The 20543-nt window shown below is 73.6% G+C and carries 24 protein-coding genes; 11 read left to right on the top strand and 13 right to left on the bottom strand.

What is annotated here, in order from left to right:
- Positions 1–2 precede the first annotated feature (2 nt).
- Positions 3–797, bottom strand: coding sequence for an SDR family NAD(P)-dependent oxidoreductase (locus AC1DP1_RS08690; RefSeq protein WP_477506527.1), 795 nt, complete (start codon positions 795–797; stop codon positions 3–5).
- Between the two features lie 45 nt (positions 798–842).
- Between AC1DP1_RS08690 and AC1DP1_RS08685 the strand changes: the two genes are divergently transcribed.
- The 5 genes from AC1DP1_RS08685 (at position 843) to AC1DP1_RS08665 (ending at position 4876) form a co-directional block, all read left to right on the top strand.
- Positions 843–2450, top strand: coding sequence for an amidohydrolase (locus tag AC1DP1_RS08685; protein ID WP_477506526.1), 1608 nt, complete (start codon positions 843–845; stop codon positions 2448–2450).
- On the top strand, positions 2447–3097 hold the full coding sequence (locus AC1DP1_RS08680) for an HAD family hydrolase (protein WP_477506525.1): 651 nt from the start codon (positions 2447–2449) through the stop codon (positions 3095–3097). Before AC1DP1_RS08685 ends, AC1DP1_RS08680 begins: the two co-directional genes overlap by 4 nt.
- A 135-nt stretch (positions 3098–3232) precedes the next feature.
- A complete protein-coding gene (locus AC1DP1_RS08675) occupies positions 3233–3715 on the top strand; it encodes a PPOX class F420-dependent oxidoreductase (RefSeq protein ID WP_477506524.1) in 483 nt (160 codons plus the stop codon).
- A 51-nt stretch (positions 3716–3766) separates the two neighbouring features.
- Entirely contained in the window at positions 3767–4357 is a 591-nt protein-coding gene (locus AC1DP1_RS08670; protein ID WP_477506523.1) for a rhomboid family intramembrane serine protease, read from the top strand.
- Positions 4358–4408: 51 nt separating this feature from the next.
- Entirely contained in the window at positions 4409–4876 is a 468-nt protein-coding gene (locus tag AC1DP1_RS08665; RefSeq protein WP_477506522.1) for a hypothetical protein, read from the top strand.
- 7 nt (positions 4877–4883) lie between these two features.
- Here the strand turns inward: AC1DP1_RS08665 and AC1DP1_RS08660 are convergent, their stop codons facing one another.
- From AC1DP1_RS08660 to AC1DP1_RS08650, 3 genes are all read right to left on the bottom strand, one after another.
- Positions 4884–6317 (bottom strand): FAD-dependent oxidoreductase, encoded by a 1434-nt coding sequence (locus AC1DP1_RS08660; RefSeq protein WP_477506521.1) that lies wholly within the window; start codon positions 6315–6317, stop codon positions 4884–4886.
- Positions 6314–6436 carry a hypothetical protein gene (locus tag AC1DP1_RS08655; RefSeq protein ID WP_457188359.1) on the bottom strand — a complete coding sequence of 41 codons (123 nt, stop codon included), beginning with the start codon at positions 6434–6436 and terminating at the stop codon, positions 6314–6316. The genes AC1DP1_RS08660 and AC1DP1_RS08655 overlap by 4 nt, the downstream gene beginning before the upstream one ends.
- 237 nt (positions 6437–6673) lie before the next feature.
- Complete coding sequence (locus AC1DP1_RS08650) at positions 6674–7363, bottom strand: HAD family hydrolase (RefSeq protein WP_477506520.1); 690 nt, start codon at positions 7361–7363, stop codon at positions 6674–6676.
- A 122-nt stretch (positions 7364–7485) separates the two neighbouring features.
- Here AC1DP1_RS08650 and AC1DP1_RS08645 point away from each other — a divergent pair, with 122 nt between their 5' ends.
- The 3 genes from AC1DP1_RS08645 to AC1DP1_RS08635 all read left to right on the top strand — a co-directional run bounded on the left by AC1DP1_RS08645 (position 7486) and on the right by AC1DP1_RS08635 (position 9860).
- Positions 7486–8163: a hypothetical protein gene (locus AC1DP1_RS08645; RefSeq protein WP_477506519.1), complete on the top strand. Its 678-nt coding sequence runs from the start codon at positions 7486–7488 to the stop codon at positions 8161–8163.
- 63 nt (positions 8164–8226) lie between these two features.
- On the top strand, positions 8227–8895 hold the full coding sequence (locus AC1DP1_RS08640) for a helix-turn-helix transcriptional regulator (RefSeq protein ID WP_477506518.1): 669 nt from the start codon (positions 8227–8229) through the stop codon (positions 8893–8895).
- A complete protein-coding gene (locus AC1DP1_RS08635) occupies positions 8895–9860 on the top strand; it encodes a TIGR03557 family F420-dependent LLM class oxidoreductase (protein WP_477506517.1) in 966 nt (321 codons plus the stop codon). Before AC1DP1_RS08640 ends, AC1DP1_RS08635 begins: the two co-directional genes overlap by 1 nt.
- 13 nt (positions 9861–9873) lie before the next feature.
- Here AC1DP1_RS08635 and AC1DP1_RS08630 read toward each other — a convergent pair whose 3' ends face one another.
- Positions 9874–10335, bottom strand: coding sequence for a hypothetical protein (locus tag AC1DP1_RS08630; protein ID WP_477506516.1), 462 nt, complete (start codon positions 10333–10335; stop codon positions 9874–9876).
- A gap of 176 nt (positions 10336–10511) precedes the next feature.
- Here AC1DP1_RS08630 and AC1DP1_RS08625 point away from each other — a divergent pair, with 176 nt between their 5' ends.
- From AC1DP1_RS08625 to AC1DP1_RS08615, 3 genes are read left to right on the top strand one after another with little or no spacing between them, the layout of a single operon-like run.
- The gene (locus AC1DP1_RS08625; protein WP_477506515.1) at positions 10512–11693 is read left to right on the top strand and encodes a zinc-dependent alcohol dehydrogenase; all 1182 of its coding nucleotides are present in this window, start codon (positions 10512–10514) and stop codon (positions 11691–11693) included.
- Positions 11690–12643 (top strand): iron-containing redox enzyme family protein, encoded by a 954-nt coding sequence (locus tag AC1DP1_RS08620; protein ID WP_477506514.1) that lies wholly within the window; start codon positions 11690–11692, stop codon positions 12641–12643. Before AC1DP1_RS08625 ends, AC1DP1_RS08620 begins: the two co-directional genes overlap by 4 nt.
- On the top strand, positions 12640–12840 hold the full coding sequence (locus AC1DP1_RS08615) for a CDGSH iron-sulfur domain-containing protein (RefSeq protein WP_457188374.1): 201 nt from the start codon (positions 12640–12642) through the stop codon (positions 12838–12840). The genes AC1DP1_RS08620 and AC1DP1_RS08615 overlap by 4 nt, the downstream gene beginning before the upstream one ends.
- 167 nt (positions 12841–13007) lie before the next feature.
- Here the strand turns inward: AC1DP1_RS08615 and AC1DP1_RS08610 are convergent, their stop codons facing one another.
- From AC1DP1_RS08610 to AC1DP1_RS08575, 8 genes are all read right to left on the bottom strand, one after another.
- Positions 13008–13625: a methyltransferase gene (locus AC1DP1_RS08610; protein ID WP_477506513.1), complete on the bottom strand. Its 618-nt coding sequence runs from the start codon at positions 13623–13625 to the stop codon at positions 13008–13010.
- A complete protein-coding gene (locus tag AC1DP1_RS08605) occupies positions 13622–15211 on the bottom strand; it encodes a phytoene desaturase family protein (RefSeq protein WP_477506512.1) in 1590 nt (529 codons plus the stop codon). The genes AC1DP1_RS08610 and AC1DP1_RS08605 overlap by 4 nt, the downstream gene beginning before the upstream one ends.
- On the bottom strand, positions 15208–15645 hold the full coding sequence (locus tag AC1DP1_RS08600; RefSeq protein WP_477506511.1) for an SRPBCC family protein: 438 nt from the start codon (positions 15643–15645) through the stop codon (positions 15208–15210). Before AC1DP1_RS08600 ends, AC1DP1_RS08605 begins: the two co-directional genes overlap by 4 nt.
- Positions 15642–16499, bottom strand: coding sequence for a glycosyltransferase family 2 protein (locus tag AC1DP1_RS08595; RefSeq protein ID WP_477506510.1), 858 nt, complete (start codon positions 16497–16499; stop codon positions 15642–15644). The genes AC1DP1_RS08600 and AC1DP1_RS08595 overlap by 4 nt, the downstream gene beginning before the upstream one ends.
- On the bottom strand, positions 16496–17542 hold the full coding sequence (locus AC1DP1_RS08590; protein ID WP_477506509.1) for a glycosyltransferase: 1047 nt from the start codon (positions 17540–17542) through the stop codon (positions 16496–16498). Before AC1DP1_RS08590 ends, AC1DP1_RS08595 begins: the two co-directional genes overlap by 4 nt.
- On the bottom strand, positions 17539–18606 hold the full coding sequence (locus AC1DP1_RS08585; RefSeq protein WP_477506508.1) for a glycosyltransferase family 4 protein: 1068 nt from the start codon (positions 18604–18606) through the stop codon (positions 17539–17541). The genes AC1DP1_RS08590 and AC1DP1_RS08585 overlap by 4 nt, the downstream gene beginning before the upstream one ends.
- Complete coding sequence (locus AC1DP1_RS08580) at positions 18603–19748, bottom strand: glycosyltransferase (protein WP_477506507.1); 1146 nt, start codon at positions 19746–19748, stop codon at positions 18603–18605. The genes AC1DP1_RS08585 and AC1DP1_RS08580 overlap by 4 nt, the downstream gene beginning before the upstream one ends.
- Positions 19749–19830: 82 nt before the next feature.
- The gene (locus AC1DP1_RS08575) at positions 19831–20541 is read right to left on the bottom strand and encodes a GAF and ANTAR domain-containing protein (RefSeq protein ID WP_457188390.1); all 711 of its coding nucleotides are present in this window, start codon (positions 20539–20541) and stop codon (positions 19831–19833) included.
- Between the last annotated feature and the right edge of the window lie 2 nt (positions 20542–20543).

Raw genomic sequence — 20543 nt, 5'->3', positions numbered from 1 at the left:
CCTCAGGGCAGGATGGCGTCGACGTACCCGCCGTCGACCCGCAGCGCACCGCCCGTGGTGGCGGAGGCGAGCGGCGAGCTGAGGTAGGTCACCATCGCGGCGATCTCGTGGGGCTCGATGAGCCGCTGGAGCAGCGACTGCGGGCGGTGCTTCGTCATGAACTCGCGCTGCGCCTCGTCCCACGGCAGGTCGTCGCCCACCAGGCTGCGCACGAAGTCCTCGACACCACCGGTGTGGGTCGGACCGGCGATGACGGAGTTCACGGTCACGCCCGTCCCCGCGGCCTCCTTCGCGAAGCCGCGCGAGACGGCCAGCAGGGCCGTCTTGGACATGCCGTAGTGGATCATCTCGACCGGCGTCACGACCGCCGAGTCGCTGGCGATGTAGAGGATCCGGCCCCAGCCCCGCCGCGCCATCTTCGGCAGGTGGTGGCGGGTCAGCCGCACGCTCGCGAGGACGTTGACCTCGAAGAACCGCCGCCACTCCTCGTCGGTGATCTCCAGCGCCGGCCGGCTCTCGAAGATGCCGAGGTTGTTGACCAGCGCGTCGACCTCCGGCATCGCGTCGACGGCCGCGGCGAAGCCGTCGTCGGTGGCCACGTCGGCCACGACGGGTACGACGTCCGCGCCGGGGACCGCCGCCCGGAGCTCGTCGACCGCCCGGCTGACCGACTCCTCGGACCGCCCGTTGACGCCCACGCGGGCACCCGCGGACGCGAGGCCTTCGGCGATCGCCAGGCCGATGCCCTGGGTGGATCCGGTGACGAGCGCGCTCCTGCCGGCGAGGTCGATCTGCATGCGACCGACCGTAGCGCGGGCCGGCGGCCTGCCACGATGGGCGCCATGCCGGACACCGTCTTCACCGACGCACGCGTCTTCAACGGCTCCCGCCACCTCGGCGACGTCGGCGACGTGCTCGTGCGCGACGGCCGCGTCGTGGCGGTCGGCGGCTCGCTGCGCACGCCCGGCGCCGAGGTCGTCGACTGCGGCGGGGCGCTGCTCCTGCCGGGCTTCACCGACGCGCACGTACACCCGGTGCAGGGTGGTCTCGAACGGCTGACGTGCGACCTCAGCGGCCTGCCGGTCGACCGCGCCGCCTACCTCGCGCACGTGGCGTCGTACGCCGCCTCCCGGCCCGACCTCGACTGGGTGCAGGGCGGCGGCTGGGCGATGGCGGCCTTCCCCGGCGGCCTCCCGACCGCGGCGGAGCTCGACTCCGTCGTCGCCGACCGCCCGGCCGCGCTGGTCAACCGCGACCACCACGGGATGTGGGTCAACAGCCGCGCGCTCGAGGTCGCCGGCATCACGCGTGACACCCCCGACCCGGCCGACGGCCGCGTCGAGCGCGACGCCTCGGGCGAGCCGACCGGCATGCTGCACGAAGGCGCGATGGGCCTGGTGCTCGCGGTGCTCCCGACGGCGACGGCGGACGAGCTCTACACGGGGCTGCTCGAGGGCCAGCGCCACCTGCTGTCGCTGGGGATCACCGGCTGGCAGGACGCGATCGTCGGGGCGTACGCCGGCATGCAGGACACCGGGCCGACCTACCTGCGCGCCGCCCGCTCGGGTGACCTCGTGGCCTCGGTGGTCGGGGCGCTGTGGTGGGAGCGCGAGCGCGGGCTGGAGCAGGTCGCCGAGCTGGTGGAGAAGCGGACGGCGTACTCCCACGGGCGGTTCGCCGCGACCTCGGTCAAGATCATGCAGGACGGCGTCGCGGAGAACGGGACCGCGGCCCTCGTCGAGCCCTACCTCGACAGGTGCGGGCACGCGACGACCAACACAGGCCTCTCCTTCGTCGACCCGGGCGCGCTGCGCGGCATCGTCGGCGCCCTCGACGAGGCCGGCTTCCAGGTGCACGTCCACGGCCTCGGTGACCGCGGCGTCCGCGAGGCGCTCGACGCGCTCGAGGGCACCGAGCCGCTGCACCGCCACCAGGTCGCGCACCTCCAGCTGGTGCACCCGGCCGACGTGTCGCGGTTCGCCGAGCTGCAGGTCGTGGCCAACGTCCAGGCGCTCTGGGCCTGCTACGACGACCAGATGGTCGACCTCACCATCCCGTTCCTCGGCGAGGAGCGGGCGGCGCGGCAGTACCCCTTCGGCGACCTCCACCGCGCCGGCGCCCGCCTCGTCGCCGGCAGCGACTGGCCGGTCAGCACCCCGAACCCGCTCGAGGCGGTCCACGTCGCCGTCCACCGGATGGCCTACGGGGAACCCGGGCGTGCCGGGAGCGAGCCGTTCCTCCCCGACCAGGCCCTGTCCCTTGAGGTCGCCCTCGCGGCGTACACCTCCGGGTCGGCCTGGGTGTGCCACCGCGACGACGCCGGGATGGTCAAGCCCGGCGCGGTCGCGGACCTCGTCCTCCTCGACCGCGACCCCTTCGACGCCCCCGACGAGATCGGCGCCGCCCGGGTCGAGCGCGTCTGGATCGGGGGAGAGGTGGTCACCCCGTGACCTCTCGCCTCGCCGCAGTCCTGTGGGACATGGACGGCACCCTCATCGACAGCGAGCCGATCTGGATCGCCCAACAATTCGTGCTGGCCGATAAGCACGGTGCGACCTGGTCGCGGGAGCAGGGACTCGCGCTCGTCGGCGCGGACATGCACGACACTGCAGTAGCGATGCAGGCGGCGGGCGTGGACATGGAGGCGGCCGTGCTCGTCGCGACGCTCGAGCGCGCAGTGATCGACTCGCTGCGCCAGAGCGTGCCGTGGCGGCCCGGAGTGCGGGAGCTCCTCAGCGAGCTGAAGCTCGAAGGCATCGCGTGCGCCATCGCCACCACCTCCTCCAACGAGATGGCGTCGCTCGTCGCCGCAGCCGCGCCCGAGGGCGCGATCGCCGTGGTCGTCGGGTCCGAGGACGTCGCGCAGACCAAGCCGTCGCCCGAGCCGTACCTCCGCGCGGCCGAGCTGCTCGGCGTACGTGCCTCCGACTGCGTGGCAATCGAGGACTCGGCCAACGGGCTCACGTCAGCGATCGCATCGGGCGCGACGAGCATCGCGGTGCCGAACGACGCGGTGCTGCCGGAGTGCGGTGACTTCGTCGTGTGGCCGACGCTCGCGGGTAGGACCGTCGCCGACCTGCGGGCCCTCGTGCGCTGAGTGTTCCCCTGCATCCGCGCACCCCAGATCGGGGTAGTCCAGTGGCGAACGGTCGTCGGAACGACGTTCCGGCAACCAGATCTCACTGGACTACCCCGGCGGGGGAGCAGCAGGGCAGTCGCTAACCTCGAAGCCATGGCTCCGAACATCGCGACGAACACCGAGGTCGGGCTCGACGAGCTGCTCGAGTTCGTACGCCCGCGCCACCGCATGCTGCTCATCACCGAGCGCGCCGACGGCAGCCCGCAGGCGTCGCCGGTCAGCGGCGGCGTCGACGGCGGCGGACACATCGTCGTCGCCACCTACCCGCAGCGCGCGAAGACGAAGAACGCACGGCACCGGCCGGGCGTCTCCGTCGTCGTCCTCTCCGACGAGTGGGACGACGCGTGGGTGCAGGTCGACGGCACGTGCGAGGTGCTCGACGCGAGCGAGGGGGAGGAGGCGCTCGACGCGTTCGTCGACTACTTCCGCTCCATCGCCGGCGAGCACTCCGACTGGGAGGAGTACCGGCAGGCGATGGTCGACCAGGGCAAGTCCCTGCTCCGGATCACGCCGACCCGCTGGGGCACCGTCTCCACCGGCGGCTTCCCACCTGAGGTCGCCGCCCGCCGGTCCTGAGCGCCGCCGAGACAGGGCGCCCGTTTCGCGCCGGATGTCACGATGAGGGGCATGCAGACCACCGCCCGTGAGCCCGCCTGGAAGGGTGCCGCACTCGTCACCGGTGGGTTCGTCGTGCTGCTGTGGCTGCTCGAGATCTTCGACGCCGCGACGGGCAACCCGCTCGACGCGTACGGCGTCCAGCCCCGCAGCGAGGACGGCCTGGTCGGGGTCGCGCTCGCGCCGACCCTGCACTTCGGCTTCGACCACCTGGTCAGCAACACCGTCCCGGTGCTGGTGCTCGGCTTCCTCACCCTCGCGACCGGGCTGGCCCGCGGGCTCGCCGCCACCGCGATCATCTGGGTCGTCGGCGGGCTCGGCGTCTGGCTCTTCGCGCAGCCGGGCAGCACCCACGCCGGCGCCTCGGTGCTGATCTTCGGGTGGATCGTCTACCTGATCGTCCGCGGCTTCCTCAACCGTCGCACCGTCGAGATCTTCATCGGGGTCGCGGTCTTCCTGCTCTACAGCGGCGCGCTGCTCGGTGTCCTCCCCGGCCAGCCGGGCGTCTCGTGGCAGGGCCACCTCTTCGGGGCCATCGGCGGGTTCGTCGCCGCACGGGTGCTGACCACCCGCCAGCGGAGTGAGTCGAGCATCACGTACTGATCGGTAACGAACCCCGGACGGGTCCGTCGTCCGGCTCCTACCCTGCCCGTCATGCGCGCTCCCGCCCTCCGCTCCCTCGCCCCCGCCGCACTCCTGGCCGTCCTGCTCGTCCCCGCCCTCGCCGCCTGCGGCGGCGGTGCCGACGCCACCACCGAGTCGTCCGAGACGGCCTCGCGGGCCGAGGACGAGGCGCTCGCCGACTGGCAGTCAGCGCTCGAGGACGAGCTCGGCACCGGCACCTTCGACTTCGCCGCCCTGCGGCAGACCGCGACCGCCGATTGTGTGCGCACCGACGCCGGCGACTGGACCGTCGAGCTGGCGCTCAGCGGCGACCTGTCCACCTCGGGCCTCACCCGCATCGGCCTCGAGCACGCCTGCCCCGACGTGGTCCCGGCGTTCGACAAGGCCGTGGCCACCGTCGAGCAGGCGGCCGACCCCCTCGACCTGGTCTGCGGCCCCGACGTCGAGCTCTCCGCCGAGGCAGCCCTCTCCGCCGACCTGGTCTGCGCCAACCGCTAGGACGACCTCACTCGGCGGCGTTCGGGCGCTTGAGGAGCGGCCGGGTCGCGGGACCTTCGAGCACGTCGCCGTCGGGCGAGAAGCGGGAGCCGTGCAGCGGGCAGTCCCACGTCTCCTCGGCGTCGTTCCACTTCAGCAGTCCGCCGAGGTGGGTGCAGACGCCGACGATGCCGCACTGGTTGGCCTGGGCCGGTCCGGCGTTGCCGGGCAGCCGCTCGCGAGCGGTGCGCACGACCCCGGTGACGACCGCGGCGCCGACGCCGAGGTTGATCCGGGCGATCTCGGCGGCGTTGGAGGCCGACGGCGACCGGCCGCTGAGGGTCTGCGCCCACGACGGCAGGTCGCCGAGGATGTCGGAGGAGATCGCGCGGGCGGCCACGACCGCGTTGGTCATGCCCCACTTCTCGTAGCCGGTGGCGACGTGGATCCGGTCGCCGCCCCGCCGCAGCGGTCCGACGTACGGCACACCGTCGGGGCTGCTGTAGTCCTGGGCCGACCAGTGGTGGGTCTCGGTGGTGGCGGGGTACCACTTCGTCGCCCACCCCCGGAGCCGCTCGAGGTGCGCGAGGTGGGAGTCCGTACGACCGACCACGTGGCCGGCGCCGCCCACGACGAGCGTGCCGCCGGGGGCGTCGCGCACCGACCGGGCGTCGGACCCGGCCGAGAGGTACATCCCCTCCATCGGCCCGGCGCCGTCGAGGGCCAGCACGTAGGAGCGTTGCGGCTCGAGCCGGGCGAAGTGCAGCCCGCGGTCGAGGATCGGGGTGCCGGTGGCGAGCACGAGGTGGTCGGCGGTCAGCGTCTCACCTCCCTCGAGGCGGACGGTCGGCCTGCCGGCCTTCGAGACCGACCGCACGCGGTGGCCCTGGTGCAGGGTGCCGCCGTGGGCGCGCAGCTGCTCGGCGAGCGCCGCGAGGACGTCCATGGCGTCGAGCTGGGCCTGGTCGGCGAGCGTCGTCGCGGCCACGTGGGGGAAGGGCACGTCGAGGGTGTCGCGCCACTCGACGGCCAGGCCGAGCGCGGCGGCGGCCCGGTGCTCCTTCTCGACCGACGAGCGCTCCTGCTCGTCGGCGGCGTACGTCACCGCGGTGCGGCGCTGGTAGGGGACGGCGTGGTCGTCGCAGAACCGCAGCAGCCACTCCATGCCCTCGCGGTTGGCGTCGACGTAGGCCGCCGCGACCTCCTCGGACTGGTGGCTGCGGATGCGGGACAGGTGCGTGCCCTGGAGGAGTGAGACCTTGCCGGTGGTGCGGCCGGTGGTGACCGCGCCGACCTGGCGGGCCTCGACGCACGCGACCCGCAGCCCGGCGCGGGCGAGCAGGAGGCTGGTGGTCAGGCCGGTCAGCCCGGCACCCACGACGAGGGCGTCCAGGGCATCCCCGGAGCCGGGCAGCGGGTCGTCGGCGATCGGCGACGCCCGGTCGAGCCAGAGCGAGGTCACGACTCGTCCTCCTCGGCGTCGTCGTCGGTGGGACTCTCCTCGGCGTTCACCGGGTCGGTGTCGAGGTGGGTCTGCGGGTCGGTCCAGGGCTCCTGCGACCGGTCGTCGGACGGACTCATCTCTTCCTCCTGGGGGGTGCGGGGACGTCTCAGGTCGTGGTTCCCGTACCCCGTCGACCGGCTCTCAGTCGGGGGGCGTATGCACTCCACCCCTGAGGGGTACACCTCAGTCGCGCCGGGGTTGTCCCGCCACGACCCCGGCGACCAACGCGAGACCCGCCGGTCTTGACCTCCCGTACGCCGTGCGAGGTGACTCCGGCGGGTTTCGTACGTGCCCACCACGTGTCACGCGGCTGCTCAGGTCGTCGAGCCACCCGGCAGCGTGAGAGCTCCGCCCTCCAGGTGGTCGAGCAGGTCGCGTGGGCCGTCGTAGACCTGCGACGCGCCTGAGGAGCTGAGCCGCTCGGCACTGACGCCACCGCTGCGCAGCCCGAGGCACGGCACCCCGGCGGCCTCGGCGGACAGCACGTCCCAGACGGCGTCGCCGATGACGATCGCCTGGCCGCCACCGGCCCGTTCGATCGCGAGCTCGACCATGTCGGGCGCGGGCTTGGTCGCGGCGTCGTCCGATCCGGTCACGACCGCCGTCAGGTGGTGGCGTACGCCGACGAGCTCGAGCAGGTCGTCGACGAGGTCGGCCTCCGACGAGCTGGCCAGCACGAGCCGGTGCCCGTGGCCGGCGAGTGCCTCCACCAGGTCGGCGGCACCGTCGAGGGCGCACACCGTGCGGAGGTACGAGCGGAAGTAGTCGTCGTGCAACCTGCGGACGTCCTCGCCCACGGCTGCCTCGGCAGGGTCCCCGGCGACCTGGGCGACCACCCGGTCGCCACCCATCCCGATCGTCTCGTGGATGCGTGCTGCGCTCACGTGCAGGCCGACGTCGTGGAACGCCGCGTGCCAGGCGACGACGTGCTGGTAGACCGAGTCGACGAGCGTGCCGTCCAGGTCGAGGACCACGATGGGAAGGTGCCGGTTCTCCGCGCTCACGGCCGCGTCGTACCCCGGGGGACGGGGCACCATGCGTCACCGCCCGCGCGGGTGTGGTGTGGTGTTTGCCGTCGGAGGAGCATCAAGGGCTCAGGCAACACCGATGTGTCGAGGGGATCGTCATGGAGCTGCTGCCGCAGAGTCGGGAGGCGTTGGACGAGTACGTGACGGCGTCCATCGATGACATGGAAGGCCTGCTGCGGGTGATCGAGGGCTGGGCCGTGCGCTCGGTGCCGGACTGCGTCGCGCTCAGTGTCACCCTGCTCGACGAGGACCTGACCTTCACCCTGGTCGACCGGGACGCGACCAGCGTGCCTGCGCAGGACGAGGTCGCCGCGTACGAGACCCGCGAGGCCGGCCCCGGCCCGCCACCGGGCGAGGCCCACCCCCTCGACGAGCTGGACTGGGCCGACATGGCCCGCGAGCGGGCGTTCGGCTCCATCGCCAGCACCGTGTGCCTGCCGGTCGTCGAGCAGGGACGCGCGGTGCTCAACATCGACCTCTACGCCTCCACGGCCCACGCGTTCAGCGACCGGATCGAGGGCCTCGTCGAGGCGCTGGGCGCTTGGCAGGCGGGCGCGGTCACCAACGCGGACCTCGGGTTCGAGACCCTCCGCCGCGCGCAGCACGCACCCGCGAAGCTCCGCGAGCAGCGCCTCATCGACGTGGCCGTGGGCCTCGTCGCGGCGCGAATGGCGGTCACCACCGACATGGCGGCAGTGATGCTGATCGAGGCCGCCGAGCGTGCTGGCGTCTCCGAGTCCGACGCGGCCTGCGTGGCCCGGGTGCTGCTGGCCTAGGAATGGCCCAGGGCTTCACCTTCCGGGGCGCATGCGCCCCGCCCATCGGGGTACTGAAGGCCCATGCAACGACCTACTGTCCCCGTCACCCGCCACGTCAAGGTGGCGATCATGGAGGAGAGCGAGCTCGTCGTCCACGGCCTCCGCGCCATGCTCGAGCCCCACTCCGCGCTGGTCACCGTGGTGGCACACCGGGCCGACGGTCCGGCTCCCCTGTGCGACCTCACCCTCTACGAACCCCACCGCCGCACCGCCGGCGTACGCCCCGCTCCGCAGCGCTTCCCGACCCGCATGGTCGCCTTCGGCTGGGACTGCAGCCCCGAGGCGGTCTCCACCGAGATGTCGCGCGGAGCTGCCGGCTTCGTCAGCAAGTGGCTGCCGGCCCGGCGACTCGTGTGGAACCTGCTCCAGGTCGCCGACGGCCGCGTCGTCGTCGACGCGTGGACCGGCCAGGCCGAGGCGGAGAAGGCGGCGGCCGAGAAGTGGCCGCTGACCCAGCGCGAGACCGAGGTGCTCTCGATGATCGCGGCCGGCAAGGCCAACCGCGACATCGCCGAGGAGACCAACCTGAGCATCAACTCGGTGAAGTCCTACATCCGTGGCGCCTACTCCAAGATCGAGGTGACCTCGCGCTCGCAGGCCGTGCTCTGGGCCATCCAGCACGGGCTGCTGATGTCCCACGAACCGGAGCAGCAGACCCGTCCCCGCGTGAGCGCCTACGCCGGGCGCTGATGACCCGCTTCGGCTACTTCCTCTCCTGCGAGGAGTACGCCCCCGACGAGCTGCTCGAGCAGGCGCGGCTCGCCGAGCGGGCGGGGTTCGACAGCCTGTGGATCAGCGACCACTTCCACCCGTGGAACAACGCCCAGGGGCAGTCGCCGTTCGTGTGGTCGATGATCGGGGCGGTCGCACAGGTGTGCGACCTCCCGGTCACCACCGCCGTCACCTGCCCGACGGTGCGCACCCACCCGGCGATCGTCGCGCAGGCGGCGGCCACGTCCGCCGTGCTGCTCGGCGAGGGCCGCTTCACCCTCGGCGTGGGCACCGGTGAGGCGCTCAACGAGCACGTCCTCGGCGACGTGTGGCCCCACGCCGAGCTGCGGCTCGAGATGCTCGAGGAGGCCGTGGAGGTGATCCGCGCGCTCTGGACGGGCGAGGTGGTGTCCCGAGAGGGGCGGCACTACACCGTCGACACGGCCCGCATCTACACGCTGCCCGACCAGCCGCCGCCGATCTACATGAGCGCCTTCGGCCCGAAGGCGCTCGACGTGGCGGGCCGCATCGCCGACGGCTTCATCACCACCCAGCCCGACGCCGAGGCGGTGCAGACGTTCCGTGCCGCCAAGGGCGCCGACGCCCCGACGCAGGCGGGCTTCAAGGTCGCCTGGGGTCCCACCCGCGACGAGGCGATCGACGCGGCGTACGAGCTGTGGCCGAACTCCGGTGTCCCGGGCGAGCTCAGCCAGGTGCTGCCCAGCCCGCAGCACTTCGAGCAGGCCAGCGAGCTGGTCACGCGCGAGGCGTTCGCCGAGAAGGGCGCCTTCGGGCCCGACGTCGCCGAGCACGTGGAGGCCTACGCGCCGTTCGTCGACGCCGGCTTCGACGAGGTGTACGTCGCCAACATGGGACCGCACTACGCCGACCTGATCGCGGCCTACGGGTCCGACGTGCTCCCGCAGCTGCGCGGCTCGCGCTAGCTCCTCGTCGCCCTCAGTCGTCGTACTCGGGGTCGCCCTCGACGTCCGCCGGCTTCGCCTCGTGGCCCTCGCGCCCGCGGGTGCGTCGCAGCTCCTTCATCTCCGCCTCGAAGACGTGGCGCTGCCCGTCCATCAGCTCGTCGAGGGCGCGCTGGTGCAGGCCCTTCGCGCGCGCGTAGAAGCCGTCGTCGAAGGCCTCGACCATCTGGAACGACCACATCCCCGGCAGCGGGTTCTGGCCGAGCACGTCGCGGTCCATCGCGTCGGCGATGTCGTCGTGGCCGGCCTCCCGCACGAGCTCCTCGGCCTCCTCGAACGTCGACTCGGCGCTGCCCATGAGGCGGTGGAAGGCGTAGAGGTGGCCGCGCGCGTCCTCGACGTGGTCGAGGGCCGCAGAGAGCTTGCCAACCGCCTCGACGGTCGCGTCGGTGACCCCGTCGGGCCGGCGGTGCTCGGGGGAGGGCTGGTCGTCCATGCTCCGAGGTTCACAGACGGCGAGGGGAGGCACCACCTGCCAACGGGCGGGTCGTCCGCGGCCGGGCCGCGGTCAGGCCCGGGGGACGCATGGACGGCGCCGTCCGGGGGCACTGGCTGTCCACGCATTCCCACCGGATCAGAGGCAGTACGACCGACCGAGGAGGTCACCGCTCGATGAAGGCAGTCACGTGGCAGGGCAAGCAGGACATGCAGGTCGAGGAGGTTCCGGACCCGGTCATCGAGGAACGCACCGACGTCGTCATCGAGGTGACGTCGACCGGGCTGTGCGGGTCCGACCTGCACCTCTACGACCCGCTGGCGCCGTTCATGACGACGGGCGACATCGTCGGCCACGAGCCGATGGGCATCGTGCGCGAGGTCGGGTCCGCGGTCACGACCCTGGCGCCCGGCGACCGCGTGGTGGTGCCCTTCAACATCAGCTGCGGCACCTGCTGGATGTGCACGCGCGGCCTCCACAGCCAGTGCGAGACCACCCAGAACCGCGACACCGGCACCGGCGCGAGCCTGCTCGGCTACAGCAAGCTCTACGGGCAGGTGCCCGGTGGGCAGGCCGAGCTGCTGCGGGTGCAGTTCGGCGACACGCTGCCGATCAAGGTGCCGCACGGACCGGTGGACGACCGCTTCCTGTTCCTCTCGGATGTGCTGCCCACCGCGTGGCAGGCCGTCGAGTACGCCGACGTCGAGGACGGCGGCACGCTCCTGGTCGTCGGCTCAGGCCCGATCGGCGACATGGCCGCGCGGATCGCCCTGCACCGGGGCCTGCGGGTCATCGTCGTCGACTCCGTGCGTGAGCGGCTCGCCCGCGTGCACGGCCGCGGTGCCGAGACGATCGACTTCACCGAGGTCGACGGGGTGGGCGACGCCGTCCGCCAGCTCACCGACGGCCGCGGCGCCGACGGCGTGATCGACGCCGTCGGGATGGAGGCGCACGGCTCGCCGGTCGCCGAGACCGCGCAGAAGGCGCTCGGCCTGCTCCCCAAGAAGGTGCAGGAGAAGGTGATGCTCAACTTCGGCGTCGACCGTCTCGCCGCCCTCATGAGCTGCATCGACAGCGTCCGCCGCGGCGGCACCATCAGCATCTCCGGCGTGTACGGCGCCCCCACCGACCCGCTGCCCATGTTCCAGCTGTTCGACAAGCAGGTGCAGGTGCGGATGGGCCAGGCCAACGTCCGCCGCTGGAGCGACGACATCCTCTCGCTGCTCGAGCAGGAGGAGGACGTGCTGGGCGTCGAGTCGTTCGCCACGCACCACCTGCCGCTCGACGACGCCCCCGAGGCCTACCGCAAGTTCCGCGACAAGGAGGACGGCATGGTGAAGGTGGTGTTCCAGCCGTGAGGCTGCCCAAGCCGCGCGGCGGGCTGAGCGAGTGGCTCGTCGCCCGGCTCGCCGACCCGGAGCTCAGCGGGTCGGCACCCGGGGCGGACTCGTGGGACGACGAGTCGATCTCGCTCTGGACGCTGCACGAGCTGTCGTTCCGCGGCTTCGAGGACGCCGACGACCGTGCCGAGTGGGACCCCGACCTGCTCGGCGTACGCCGTGACCTCGAGACCGCCCTCGAGGGCCGGCTGCGCGCGCGGTGGACGGAGGCCGTCGATGCGTCGCCCGCCCCCGCCGACGTACCCACCGCCCTCGAGGACCTCCTCGCCGCGGACGACGGGCCGTCCCTGGCCGACTTCGTGCGCCGGCGCGCCGACCGCGACCAGGTGCTCGAGCTGCTGCGGCAGCGCTCGGTCTACCACCTCAAGGAGTCCGACCCGTCGGCCTTCGTCGTGCCGCGGCTGCCCGTGCGGGCCAAGGCCGCGCTGATGGCGCTGCAGTTCGACGAGTACGGCGACGGCGACCCCAACCGGCTCCACTCCCACCTCTTCGCGCGCGGCCTCGAGGCCGTCGGGCTGCGAGCGGAGTACGGCGCCTACGTCGACGACGCCGTCCCGGAGAACCTCGAGATGAACAACGCCGGCTCCCTCTTCGGCCTGCACCGCCGGTTGCGCGGCGCGGCCATGGGGCACCTCGCGGCCTTCGAGATGACCAGCTCGCTGCCCTCGCGCAAGATGGTGCAGGGGCTCGACCGGCTCGGGCTCGACGGGCCGATGTCGGACTACTACGACGAGCACGTCGAGGCCGACGCGATCCACGAGCACCTCGCCGCGCGCGAGATCTGCGGCACCCTCGCGGACGACGAGCCCGACCAGGCGGCCGAGATCCTCTTCGGCGCCTTCACCTGCCTCGACGTCGAGGCACGCTTCGCGACCGCGATGCTCGGGGCGTGGGAGGACCAGCGGTGAGCGACCGCGACTTCGACCACCCCGACGTCGTGCTCGTGCCGCACGGCCCGATGCTGCTCCGCGGCGCCGAGTCCGTGCAGGACCTCGAGGGCACCGTCCACGCCGTCGACCGCCCCGTGGTCGCCCTCTGCCGCTGCGAGAAGTCGAGCCGCCTGCCCTGGTGCGACGGGACCCACAAGGTCATCCCGCGCAGCTGAGCTTCCGCCGTTGAGCGGTGCGTGAGCCACATTCCTACGGCGGGAGATGTGGCTGGGACACCGCCCGCGGGCGTGTCGTACGAMGGCGCGCTCGGGGCGGTGCGTGAGCCACATTCCTGCGGCGGGAGATGTGGCTGGGACACCGCCCGCGGGCGTGTCGTACGACCTCAGGCCCGGTCGATGCGGGCGAGCACCCCGCGCACCTGTTGGCGCACCTCGACCATCGCGAGCCGGCCCTCGGCGAAGCAGGGTTCGCGGCGCAGGGCGTCGGTCTGGGCGCGGGTGCCGACCTGGAGGACGGCCGAGCCGCCGGGGGAGAGGTGGTCGTCGATGACCGCGAGGCAGGCGCGGGCGACGTCGAGGCCGTCGTCGCCGCCGTCGATGGCGGTGAGCGGGTCCTCGGGGTAGCGCGACGTCTGCTCGCGCGGCACCCAGGGCGGGTCGGCGATGATCACCGGGAACGTCTCCTCGGGCGCAAGCGCCTCCTCCAGCCGCCCCTCGCGCACCTCGACCAGCTCGGCCATCCCGGCGGCGGTCGCGTTGGCGCGGGCGTAGTCGCACGCCACGGGGTTGGCGTCGACGCAGAGCAGCCGGCGGCCGGAGGCCGCGACCGCGAGCAGGCCGATGTGCCCGGCACCGGCGCACAGCTCGAGCACCGTCCCGAGGGGGGCGGTGGTCATCAGGTCGGCGGCCCAGCCCGACTGGGCGGCCGTCCACTCCCGTGGCCGCAGCACGCGGTCGTCGTACGCGATCGTGAGGGTGCCGAAGGCGAGGTGCTCGGTCATCTGCGGATCCTTCGGTGCCAGAGGGCGGCGCGGGCAGCGTTGGCGCCTGCCGCGCCGTGGACGCCGCCGCCGGGGTGCGCGGAGGCGGAGGCGAGGTAGAGCCCCGGCAGGCCGGTCGACGCGCGGCCGCGCATCGCCGGGACGGGCCGGAAGACCAGCTCCTGGTGCAGCTGAGACGTGCCGCCGTTGACGGCGCCGCCGACCAGGTTGGCGTTGCGGGCCTCGAGCTCGTGGGGCCCGAGCACGCGGCGCTCGAGGACCAGGTCGCCGAACCCGGGCGCGCGCGCCTCGATGCGCGCCTGCATGCGGTCGGCGAAGCGTTGCGTGTCGTCGTGGCCCCACGCGCCGGTGACCTCGTCCGCGGCGTCGCGGCGGGTCTCCGGGGGCTGCGGGACGTGCGTGTAGGCCCAGAACGACTCGGTGCCGGCGGGCGACCGGGTGGGGTCGCTCGACGTCATCTGGCCGGTCAGCAGGAACGGCCGGTCCGGCACCACGCCCGACGACACCTGCGCCAGGGTCTGGGTCATCTCCTCGACGGAGTCCGCGATGTGCACCGTGCCCGGCGCGCGATCGGGCCGGTTGGTCCACGGGACGGGGCCGGAGAGCGCCCAGTCCACCTTGACGGTGCCGGGGTCGAGCTCGAAGTCGCGCATGCCGCGCACGACGCGCGCGGGCAGGTGCTCCTCGGCGACCAGCCGGCCGAAGAGGTGGGTGGCCGACACGTCGGCGAGCACGGCGCGGGTGGCGTACGACTGCCCGTCACGGGTGCGTACGCCGGCCACGCGGCCGTCGCGGACGTCGACGGCCGTCACCTCGGCGTCGGTCACCAGCTCCGCGCCGAGGGAGGTGCAGCGGGCGACGAGGGCGTCGGTGAGCTGCTGGGCGCCGCCCCGGGGCACGGGGAAGCCGACCGCCTGGCCGAGCATCGTCATCAGCACGCCGAAGACCCCCGAGCCGGGCGAGGAGAGCGGGAAGTCGGCGTGGCCGGCGTTGCCGTTGAGCAGCAGCTGGGCGGCGGGTCCGGAGAAGAGCTCGCGGCCGAGGGAGGCGACCGGGGTCGCCAGTCGCCGGACGGTGTCGAGGCCGCCGGTCCGGGCCAGCGCCGGCACCAGCCGGGCTCCCGCGCGCACCGGCGGGAAGGGCGAGGTGAGCCCGTCGACGAGCGCCGGGCCGATGCGGTCCCAGGTGCGGCACAGCTCGAGCCAGGTGTCGCCGTCGCCCGCGTGGAGCTTGTCGAGACCGGCGGCCGTGTCGTGGCGGTCGCGGTGCAGGACCGCCCACTGCCCGTCGCCGAAGGGGTGGCCGAGCACGGCCGGGGCGTGCTCCCACGTCAGGCCGTGCTCCTCCAGCCGCAGGCCGGTCATCGCGCGCGAGGCCACGGCCAGCGGGTAGAACGCGCTGAACGTGTCGTGGACGAAGTCGGGGTGCACCTCGCGGTCACTGCGGACCGCGCCGCCCGGCGTGGCCTGCGCCTCGAGCACCAGCACCCGCCAGCCGGCGTCGACCAGCAGGTTGGCGGCGACCAGCCCGTTGGGGCCGGAGCCGACCACGACGGCGTCGTACGTGCCCGGCGAGCCGGCGCTCACCGCGTCCGGCCCTCCACCACGAAGGCCAGACGTCGCAGGGTCTCGATGTTGCGCCAGTGCAGCTGCACGTCGCGCAGCGGCTTCGGCACCAGGAGCCCGGGACCGGCCGTCGCGTCCTCGACGATCGTCACGACCGTGGTGTCGCCGTCGGGTTGCAGCGAGATGTCGACGTGGGCCTGACCGGCGGGCCAGCCGCGGGCGAGCAGCAGGACCCGCTTGCCCTCCTCGACCTCGACGACCTCCGTGGTGTCGTCGATCAGCAGCGGCCAGGTGCCGACGCTGTGGTGCAGCTTCGCGCCGACCGCGGGCCATGACTCGTCGACGTCGCGCATCCGGGACGCACCGACGACGAAGAGGGGGTAGAGCCAGCCGTCGGCCAGCACCTCCCACACCTGCTCGGGCGTGGCGGACACGGATCGGGTCGTCGTGCTCATGGTGTCGTCTCCTTCGTGCTGCTCGGCGGTGTCTCCCGGGTCCAGTGCCCATCCTCGCGGCGCACCAGTCCCCGACGCTCGAACTCCTCCAGCCACCCCGTCATCGGCCACTCGCCCCACCGCTCGTGGAAGAGCCGGCCGTTGCGCAGGATGTCGTCGAGGTGCTCGACCGGAGGGCTGTTGACCGGGTGGTGCTGGTGGTAGGCGCGGGCGCCGCCGACCCAGCCGAGGCCGATGCCGCGGGCGATCGCCGTACGACCCAGGTCGGTGTCCTCGCCGCCGTAGCCGGTGTAGTCCTCGCAGAAGCCGCCGAGGCGCTCCCACGTGCCTGGGTCGACGGCGAAGGACAGGGACCAGAAGAGGTCGGGGTCGTCGGACTCCAGCAGCTCGCCGCGCGCAGGGTTCGGTCGCGCCGGGTGCGGGTCGTCCCAGTCCGCGAGGTCGGCCGGGTCGTCGGGGTAGCCGCCCGGCGGGCGGGGCGGCAGGTAGGTCACCGGGCCCGACCAGATGCGCTCCGGTCGCGCCGTGACCACGTCGGCGTACGACGCCACGAGGCCGGCGCCGGCCAGGCAGTCGACGTCGAGGAGCACGACCGCGTCGACTCCGGCGTCGATCGCGGTGCGGACGCCGAGGTTGCGGGCGGCGGCCAGCGGCAGGCCGCCCGCGGGTCCGCGACCGACGGCGACGACCTCGCGGGTGAGTCCGTCGACCCGCTCCTCGACGATGGCAGGGTCGTCCATCGCGACCGCCAGGTAGTGGTCGGGCCGGACGGTGCCGCAGGCGAGCGAGCGGTGCTGTGCGGCGAGGTGCTCGTGCCGGCCGTGGGCGATCGTGACGACGGCGACGCGGGTCATCGGGCGGTCCGGTCCACGAGGCGCGCGCGGGTCTCCAGGACCACCTCGGCGAACCGGTCGGCGGCCCGGCCGTCGCACCACTCCGCCCAGCGGCGGGGGTCGAGAGCGGCCGCCCGGTCGAGCACGCCGGCCCACTCGCCGGCGGCGGGCCAGGCGGGCCGGACGACGGCCGGCCAGCCGTCGGCCAGCACGGTGCCGGTGGTCTGCTGCTCGTCGTGGGGCCGGTGCTGCGGCAGGACGACCGCCGGCCGACGGGCCGCGGCCGTCTCGGCGAGCGCGTTCTGCCCGGCGTGGGTGACCACCACGTCCGCGCCGGCGAGCACCGCCGACGGGTCGGCGACCCAGGTGCTGCGGTCGGCGCCGAGCACGTGCCAGCGCCAGTCGGGCGTGGCCGCCTGCGCGAGGCGTACGTCGTCGGCGGTGACGTCGTGACCACCCGAACCCAGCAGCAGGGCGACCGTACGACCGGCCGCCCCGGCCGCATGCTCCGGCTCCGTGCGCACCGGATGGCGGGACAGCGCCCCCACCGGCACGAGCCGCTCGCGTAGGTCGTCGGGCAGCCCGGGCGTCATGTCGCGCGCCGCGCGCGGCCAGAAGCCGACCAGCGCCTCGGCGACTCCGAGGCCCAGGAGGTGGGCGCGGTCGTCGCGCCGTCCGGGGAGGACCACGCCGACGGCGGGGATTCCGTGGAGGCGGGCGAGGAGCAGCACCTCGACGGAGACGTCGACGACGAGCAGGTCGGGGCGGGCGGTCTCCAGCCACGCGCTGAGGGTGGCGGCCCGGGAGCGGGTGCCGTCGTGCAGGAGGGGAGCCCAGTGCAGGTGGCCGTGCGCGGAGACGTCGCGGGGGTCGCCGTCGTCGTCGCGGGGCAGCCGCACCCAGTCGCCGTCCCAGCCGTCAGGCCGCGGCAGGGACGACAGCCCGGTCACGGCGACGCCGTCGCGCCGCAGCCGGGTGGCGAGCACCTGGGCACGGTGGCGGTGCCCGCTGCCGACGTGGTGCACGTAGTAGCCGACGACCCCTGTGGCGCCGTCGCGGGTCACGCCGCGTCGTCCTGGCGGGTGAGCTCGGCGTAGATGTCGAGGTAGCTCTCGACCATCGCGTCGGCGCTGCACGTCGACTCCGCGTAGGCGCGCACGCCGTCCCGGTCGAGCCGTGCCGCGGCCACGACGCCCTCGGCGAGGGCCGCTGTGTCACCGGGCGCGGCGAGCACGCCGCCCTGCGGCGACACGACCTGGCTGAGGCCACCGCGGGCGAAGGTCGCGACGGGGGTGCCGCTGGCCATGGCCTCGGCGGCGACGAGGCCGTAGGGCTCGTCCCACATGGGCGTCACCACCGCCACCGACGCCTGCCGCAGCAGGGCCGACAGGTCGCGCTGCGCGAGGTGCCCGGCATAGTGGGCGTCGTCGCCCAGCAGCGGCGCCACCTCACGCTCGAAGTAGGCCTGGTCCTGCACGGGCCCGGCCAGCACGAGCGGCACGCCCGCGATCCGGCAGGCCTCGATCGCGAGGTGGGGCGCCTTCTCCGGCACGATCCGGCCCGACCACACGGCCGGGCCGCCGCCGGGTCCGGCCGGCCAGTCGCGCAGGTCGAGCCCGTTGAGCACGACGTCGCTGTCGACCGCGTGGCGCCACGACCTGGCCGTCCACTCGCTCACCGCCACGAAGCGCGGCGGGCGCGAGCACAGCGCCAGCGCCGACTCGATCATCGGCAGCGGCGGCGTGTGGAGCGTGGTGACCATCGGGACGTCGACCGCCGGAGCCATCGCGATCGGCAGGTGGTGGAGGCTGTTGTTGTGCACGATGTCGTACTCCTCGGCGCCGGTGCGCGCGAGGGAGAGCATCAGGGCGAGGTAGGCGTGGTGCTCGGCCAGCCACCCCGGTCCGGGCGCGAACCTGTCGGCCATCGCGACGGAGCTGACCTGCACCGTCGACAGGGGCAACAGGCGCACCGGGAGCGACGTGTCCGACCCGGGACCGGCGAAGAGCGTGACGTCGTGGCCCCGCTCGGCCAGGCCGCGCGCGGTCGTCCAGGTCATCGACTCGAGGCCACCGGCGAAGGGTTCGCGGATGGGGAAGCGGCTGGAGGCGATGAGGCAGATCCTCACCGTCGACCACCCACGACCGCGTCGTACACCCGGGCGTGGGTGGCGGCGACCTGTGCCCGCTGCAGCCGTCGTGCGTCCACGTCGATCGGGGCGGGTGCGTGGCTGGCGTGGACCTCACGCACGGCCGCCACGAGGCTGGCCGCGTCGAAGTGGTCCTCGTCGTGCTCGTAGGTCAGCACCGGTCCCTGGTCGGCGTAGTAGCCGCACGAGGGGGCGATGACGGCGGCCCCGAGGTCGCGGCAGGCCTCGAGCCAGCCGCTGTGGGTGCCGAAGCGGTAGGGCAGCACCGACACGTCGAGGTCGACCAGGTAGGCCCACAGCGCGTCGTCGTCGAGGAAGTCGTGGATGCGCAGGTCAACCTCGCCGCGGGCGGCGTGGTGCTGGAGCGCCTCGGCCAGCTCGGCGTCGTACCTCGGGCCGTCGGGGAGCAGCACGTCACGGTGCCCGTTGACCTGCAGCACCGCGCCCGGCAGGTCGCGGACCGCGTCGACGAGCACGGGGAGCAGCGGATGGGGGTGCATGCCGGCGCGCAGGCTCTTCACGTGCAGGCCGATGCGGAGCTCGCGGTCGCGCGGCCCACGTCCTCGCACCCCGCGCCTGGCGGCGGCGCGGCGCATCACGTCGAGGGGTACGACGTGGGGGTGCGGCACCACGACCGCCTCACGGCCCCACCGGGCGCGGATCTCGTCGGCGGCGCCCTGCGTGAGCGTGATCAGCGCGTCGGCGGCCGGCACCAGCACGTCGAGGTGGCGGTCGTGCGCCTCGCGGTCGAGGTGGTGGGGGTTGCGCAGGTCGTGGACGGTGAAGACCAGCGGCTTGCCACGCCGGCGGAGCGCGGCGACCAGCTCCTCGAGGTCCGCGGGGCTGCGGGCGTCGAAGCCGAAGTGGAGGTGGAAGACGTCGAAGTCGTGGTCCTCGACCCAGGCGGCGTCGAGCATCACCGGGGGCCACCACTGCTGCGTGGTGGCCGCGCCAGGAGGCGTGGGGTCGGGCAGGCGCACCGGACCCGAGCCGTCCTCGGGCGCGAGGTGACGGACGTACACGTGGTTGGCAGGCACCGAGGCGATGACGAGGCGCCCGGCACGCGGACGCGGCACGGACGACGCCGTGCGCGCCCCCGTGGTCATGTCGGAGGTGGTCACGCGCAGAAGTACCCGCAGGGTTGGGGCTCATGCGCACGGGCGTGCCCCGGAGGGCGGACCACCTCCCTTGGGAGGAGCCTCGTCAGGCCGGGAGCGCGCCGGTCTCGAGGACGTGCTCCGACACGACCCCGATCTTGGTACGACGGCTGCGCGCCGCGGTGCGCAGCGCGTTGAACGCGCCGACCGCGTCCAGCGAGTCCTTGGCCATCAGGTAGCCGACGGCTCGCTCGATGAGCACGCGGTAGTCGAGGGCGTACTGCAGCTGGCGGGCCAGCTCGCCGGCCGTGTGGGCCTGGAGCGCGGCGCCCAGGGTCGTGGCGATGATCTCGGCATACCTGCCGAGCGCCGCTGCCTCGCTGTCGTCCCAGTCATGGGGGTGACTCTTGTAGACGTCGAGCGTGCCGACCGGCACGCCCCCCAGCAGCACCGGCGTGCCGAGCACGGCGCGCACCGGCTGGTCGGCCATCGCGCTCGCAAGCGTGGGCCAGCGATCGGACTCCGCTGTCACGTCGCGGCTGGTGACCACCCGCCCCTGGACGAACGCCTCGGTGCACGGGCCCTCGCCCGCCTCGGCCTCGGTCTGCTCCAGGAGACGGCCCGGGCCGTCGCTCGCCGCGGCGTAGACGAGGATGTCCTGCTCGTCGGCGATGAGCACGCCGGCGCCGTCCACGCCGAACAGGTCGACGCAGGCGGCGACGACGACCTGGAGCGCCGAGGTGATGCTGCCGTCGTCCTCACGGGGCTGGGACAGCCGGCGCAGGCTGTCGGCCAGCGCGGCGTCGTCGATGTTCATGG

This window comes from Nocardioides sp. P4_G10, from assembly GCF_056401175.1.
Note: the sequence above shows the minus strand (reverse complement) of the source record. Positions and strands in the feature narration are given on the sequence as shown.

Excerpts from the sequence above, each read along its gene's own strand:
- AC1DP1_RS08610 (WP_477506513.1), bottom strand. The coding sequence starts at position 13,625 with ATGACCGAGCACCTCGCCTTCGGCACCCTCACGATCGCGTACGACGAC.
- AC1DP1_RS08690 (WP_477506527.1), bottom strand. The coding sequence starts at position 797 with ATGCAGATCGACCTCGCCGGCAGGAGCGCGCTCGTCACCGGATCCACC.
- AC1DP1_RS08675 (WP_477506524.1), top strand. The coding sequence starts at position 3,233 with ATGGCTCCGAACATCGCGACGAACACCGAGGTCGGGCTCGACGAGCTG.
- AC1DP1_RS08685 (WP_477506526.1), top strand. The coding sequence starts at position 843 with ATGCCGGACACCGTCTTCACCGACGCACGCGTCTTCAACGGCTCCCGC.
- AC1DP1_RS08625 (WP_477506515.1), top strand. The coding sequence starts at position 10,512 with ATGAAGGCAGTCACGTGGCAGGGCAAGCAGGACATGCAGGTCGAGGAG.
- AC1DP1_RS08670 (WP_477506523.1), top strand. The coding sequence starts at position 3,767 with ATGCAGACCACCGCCCGTGAGCCCGCCTGGAAGGGTGCCGCACTCGTC.
- AC1DP1_RS08600 (WP_477506511.1), bottom strand. The coding sequence starts at position 15,645 with ATGAGCACGACGACCCGATCCGTGTCCGCCACGCCCGAGCAGGTGTGG.
- AC1DP1_RS08645 (WP_477506519.1), top strand. The coding sequence starts at position 7,486 with ATGGAGCTGCTGCCGCAGAGTCGGGAGGCGTTGGACGAGTACGTGACG.
- AC1DP1_RS08595 (WP_477506510.1), bottom strand. The coding sequence starts at position 16,499 with ATGACCCGCGTCGCCGTCGTCACGATCGCCCACGGCCGGCACGAGCAC.
- AC1DP1_RS08640 (WP_477506518.1), top strand. The coding sequence starts at position 8,227 with ATGCAACGACCTACTGTCCCCGTCACCCGCCACGTCAAGGTGGCGATC.
- AC1DP1_RS08635 (WP_477506517.1), top strand. The coding sequence starts at position 8,895 with ATGACCCGCTTCGGCTACTTCCTCTCCTGCGAGGAGTACGCCCCCGAC.
- AC1DP1_RS08655 (WP_457188359.1), bottom strand. The coding sequence starts at position 6,436 with ATGAGTCCGTCCGACGACCGGTCGCAGGAGCCCTGGACCGACCCGCAG.
- AC1DP1_RS08575 (WP_457188390.1), bottom strand. The coding sequence starts at position 20,541 with ATGAACATCGACGACGCCGCGCTGGCCGACAGCCTGCGCCGGCTGTCC.
- AC1DP1_RS08665 (WP_477506522.1), top strand. The coding sequence starts at position 4,409 with ATGCGCGCTCCCGCCCTCCGCTCCCTCGCCCCCGCCGCACTCCTGGCC.
- AC1DP1_RS08630 (WP_477506516.1), bottom strand. The coding sequence starts at position 10,335 with ATGGACGACCAGCCCTCCCCCGAGCACCGCCGGCCCGACGGGGTCACC.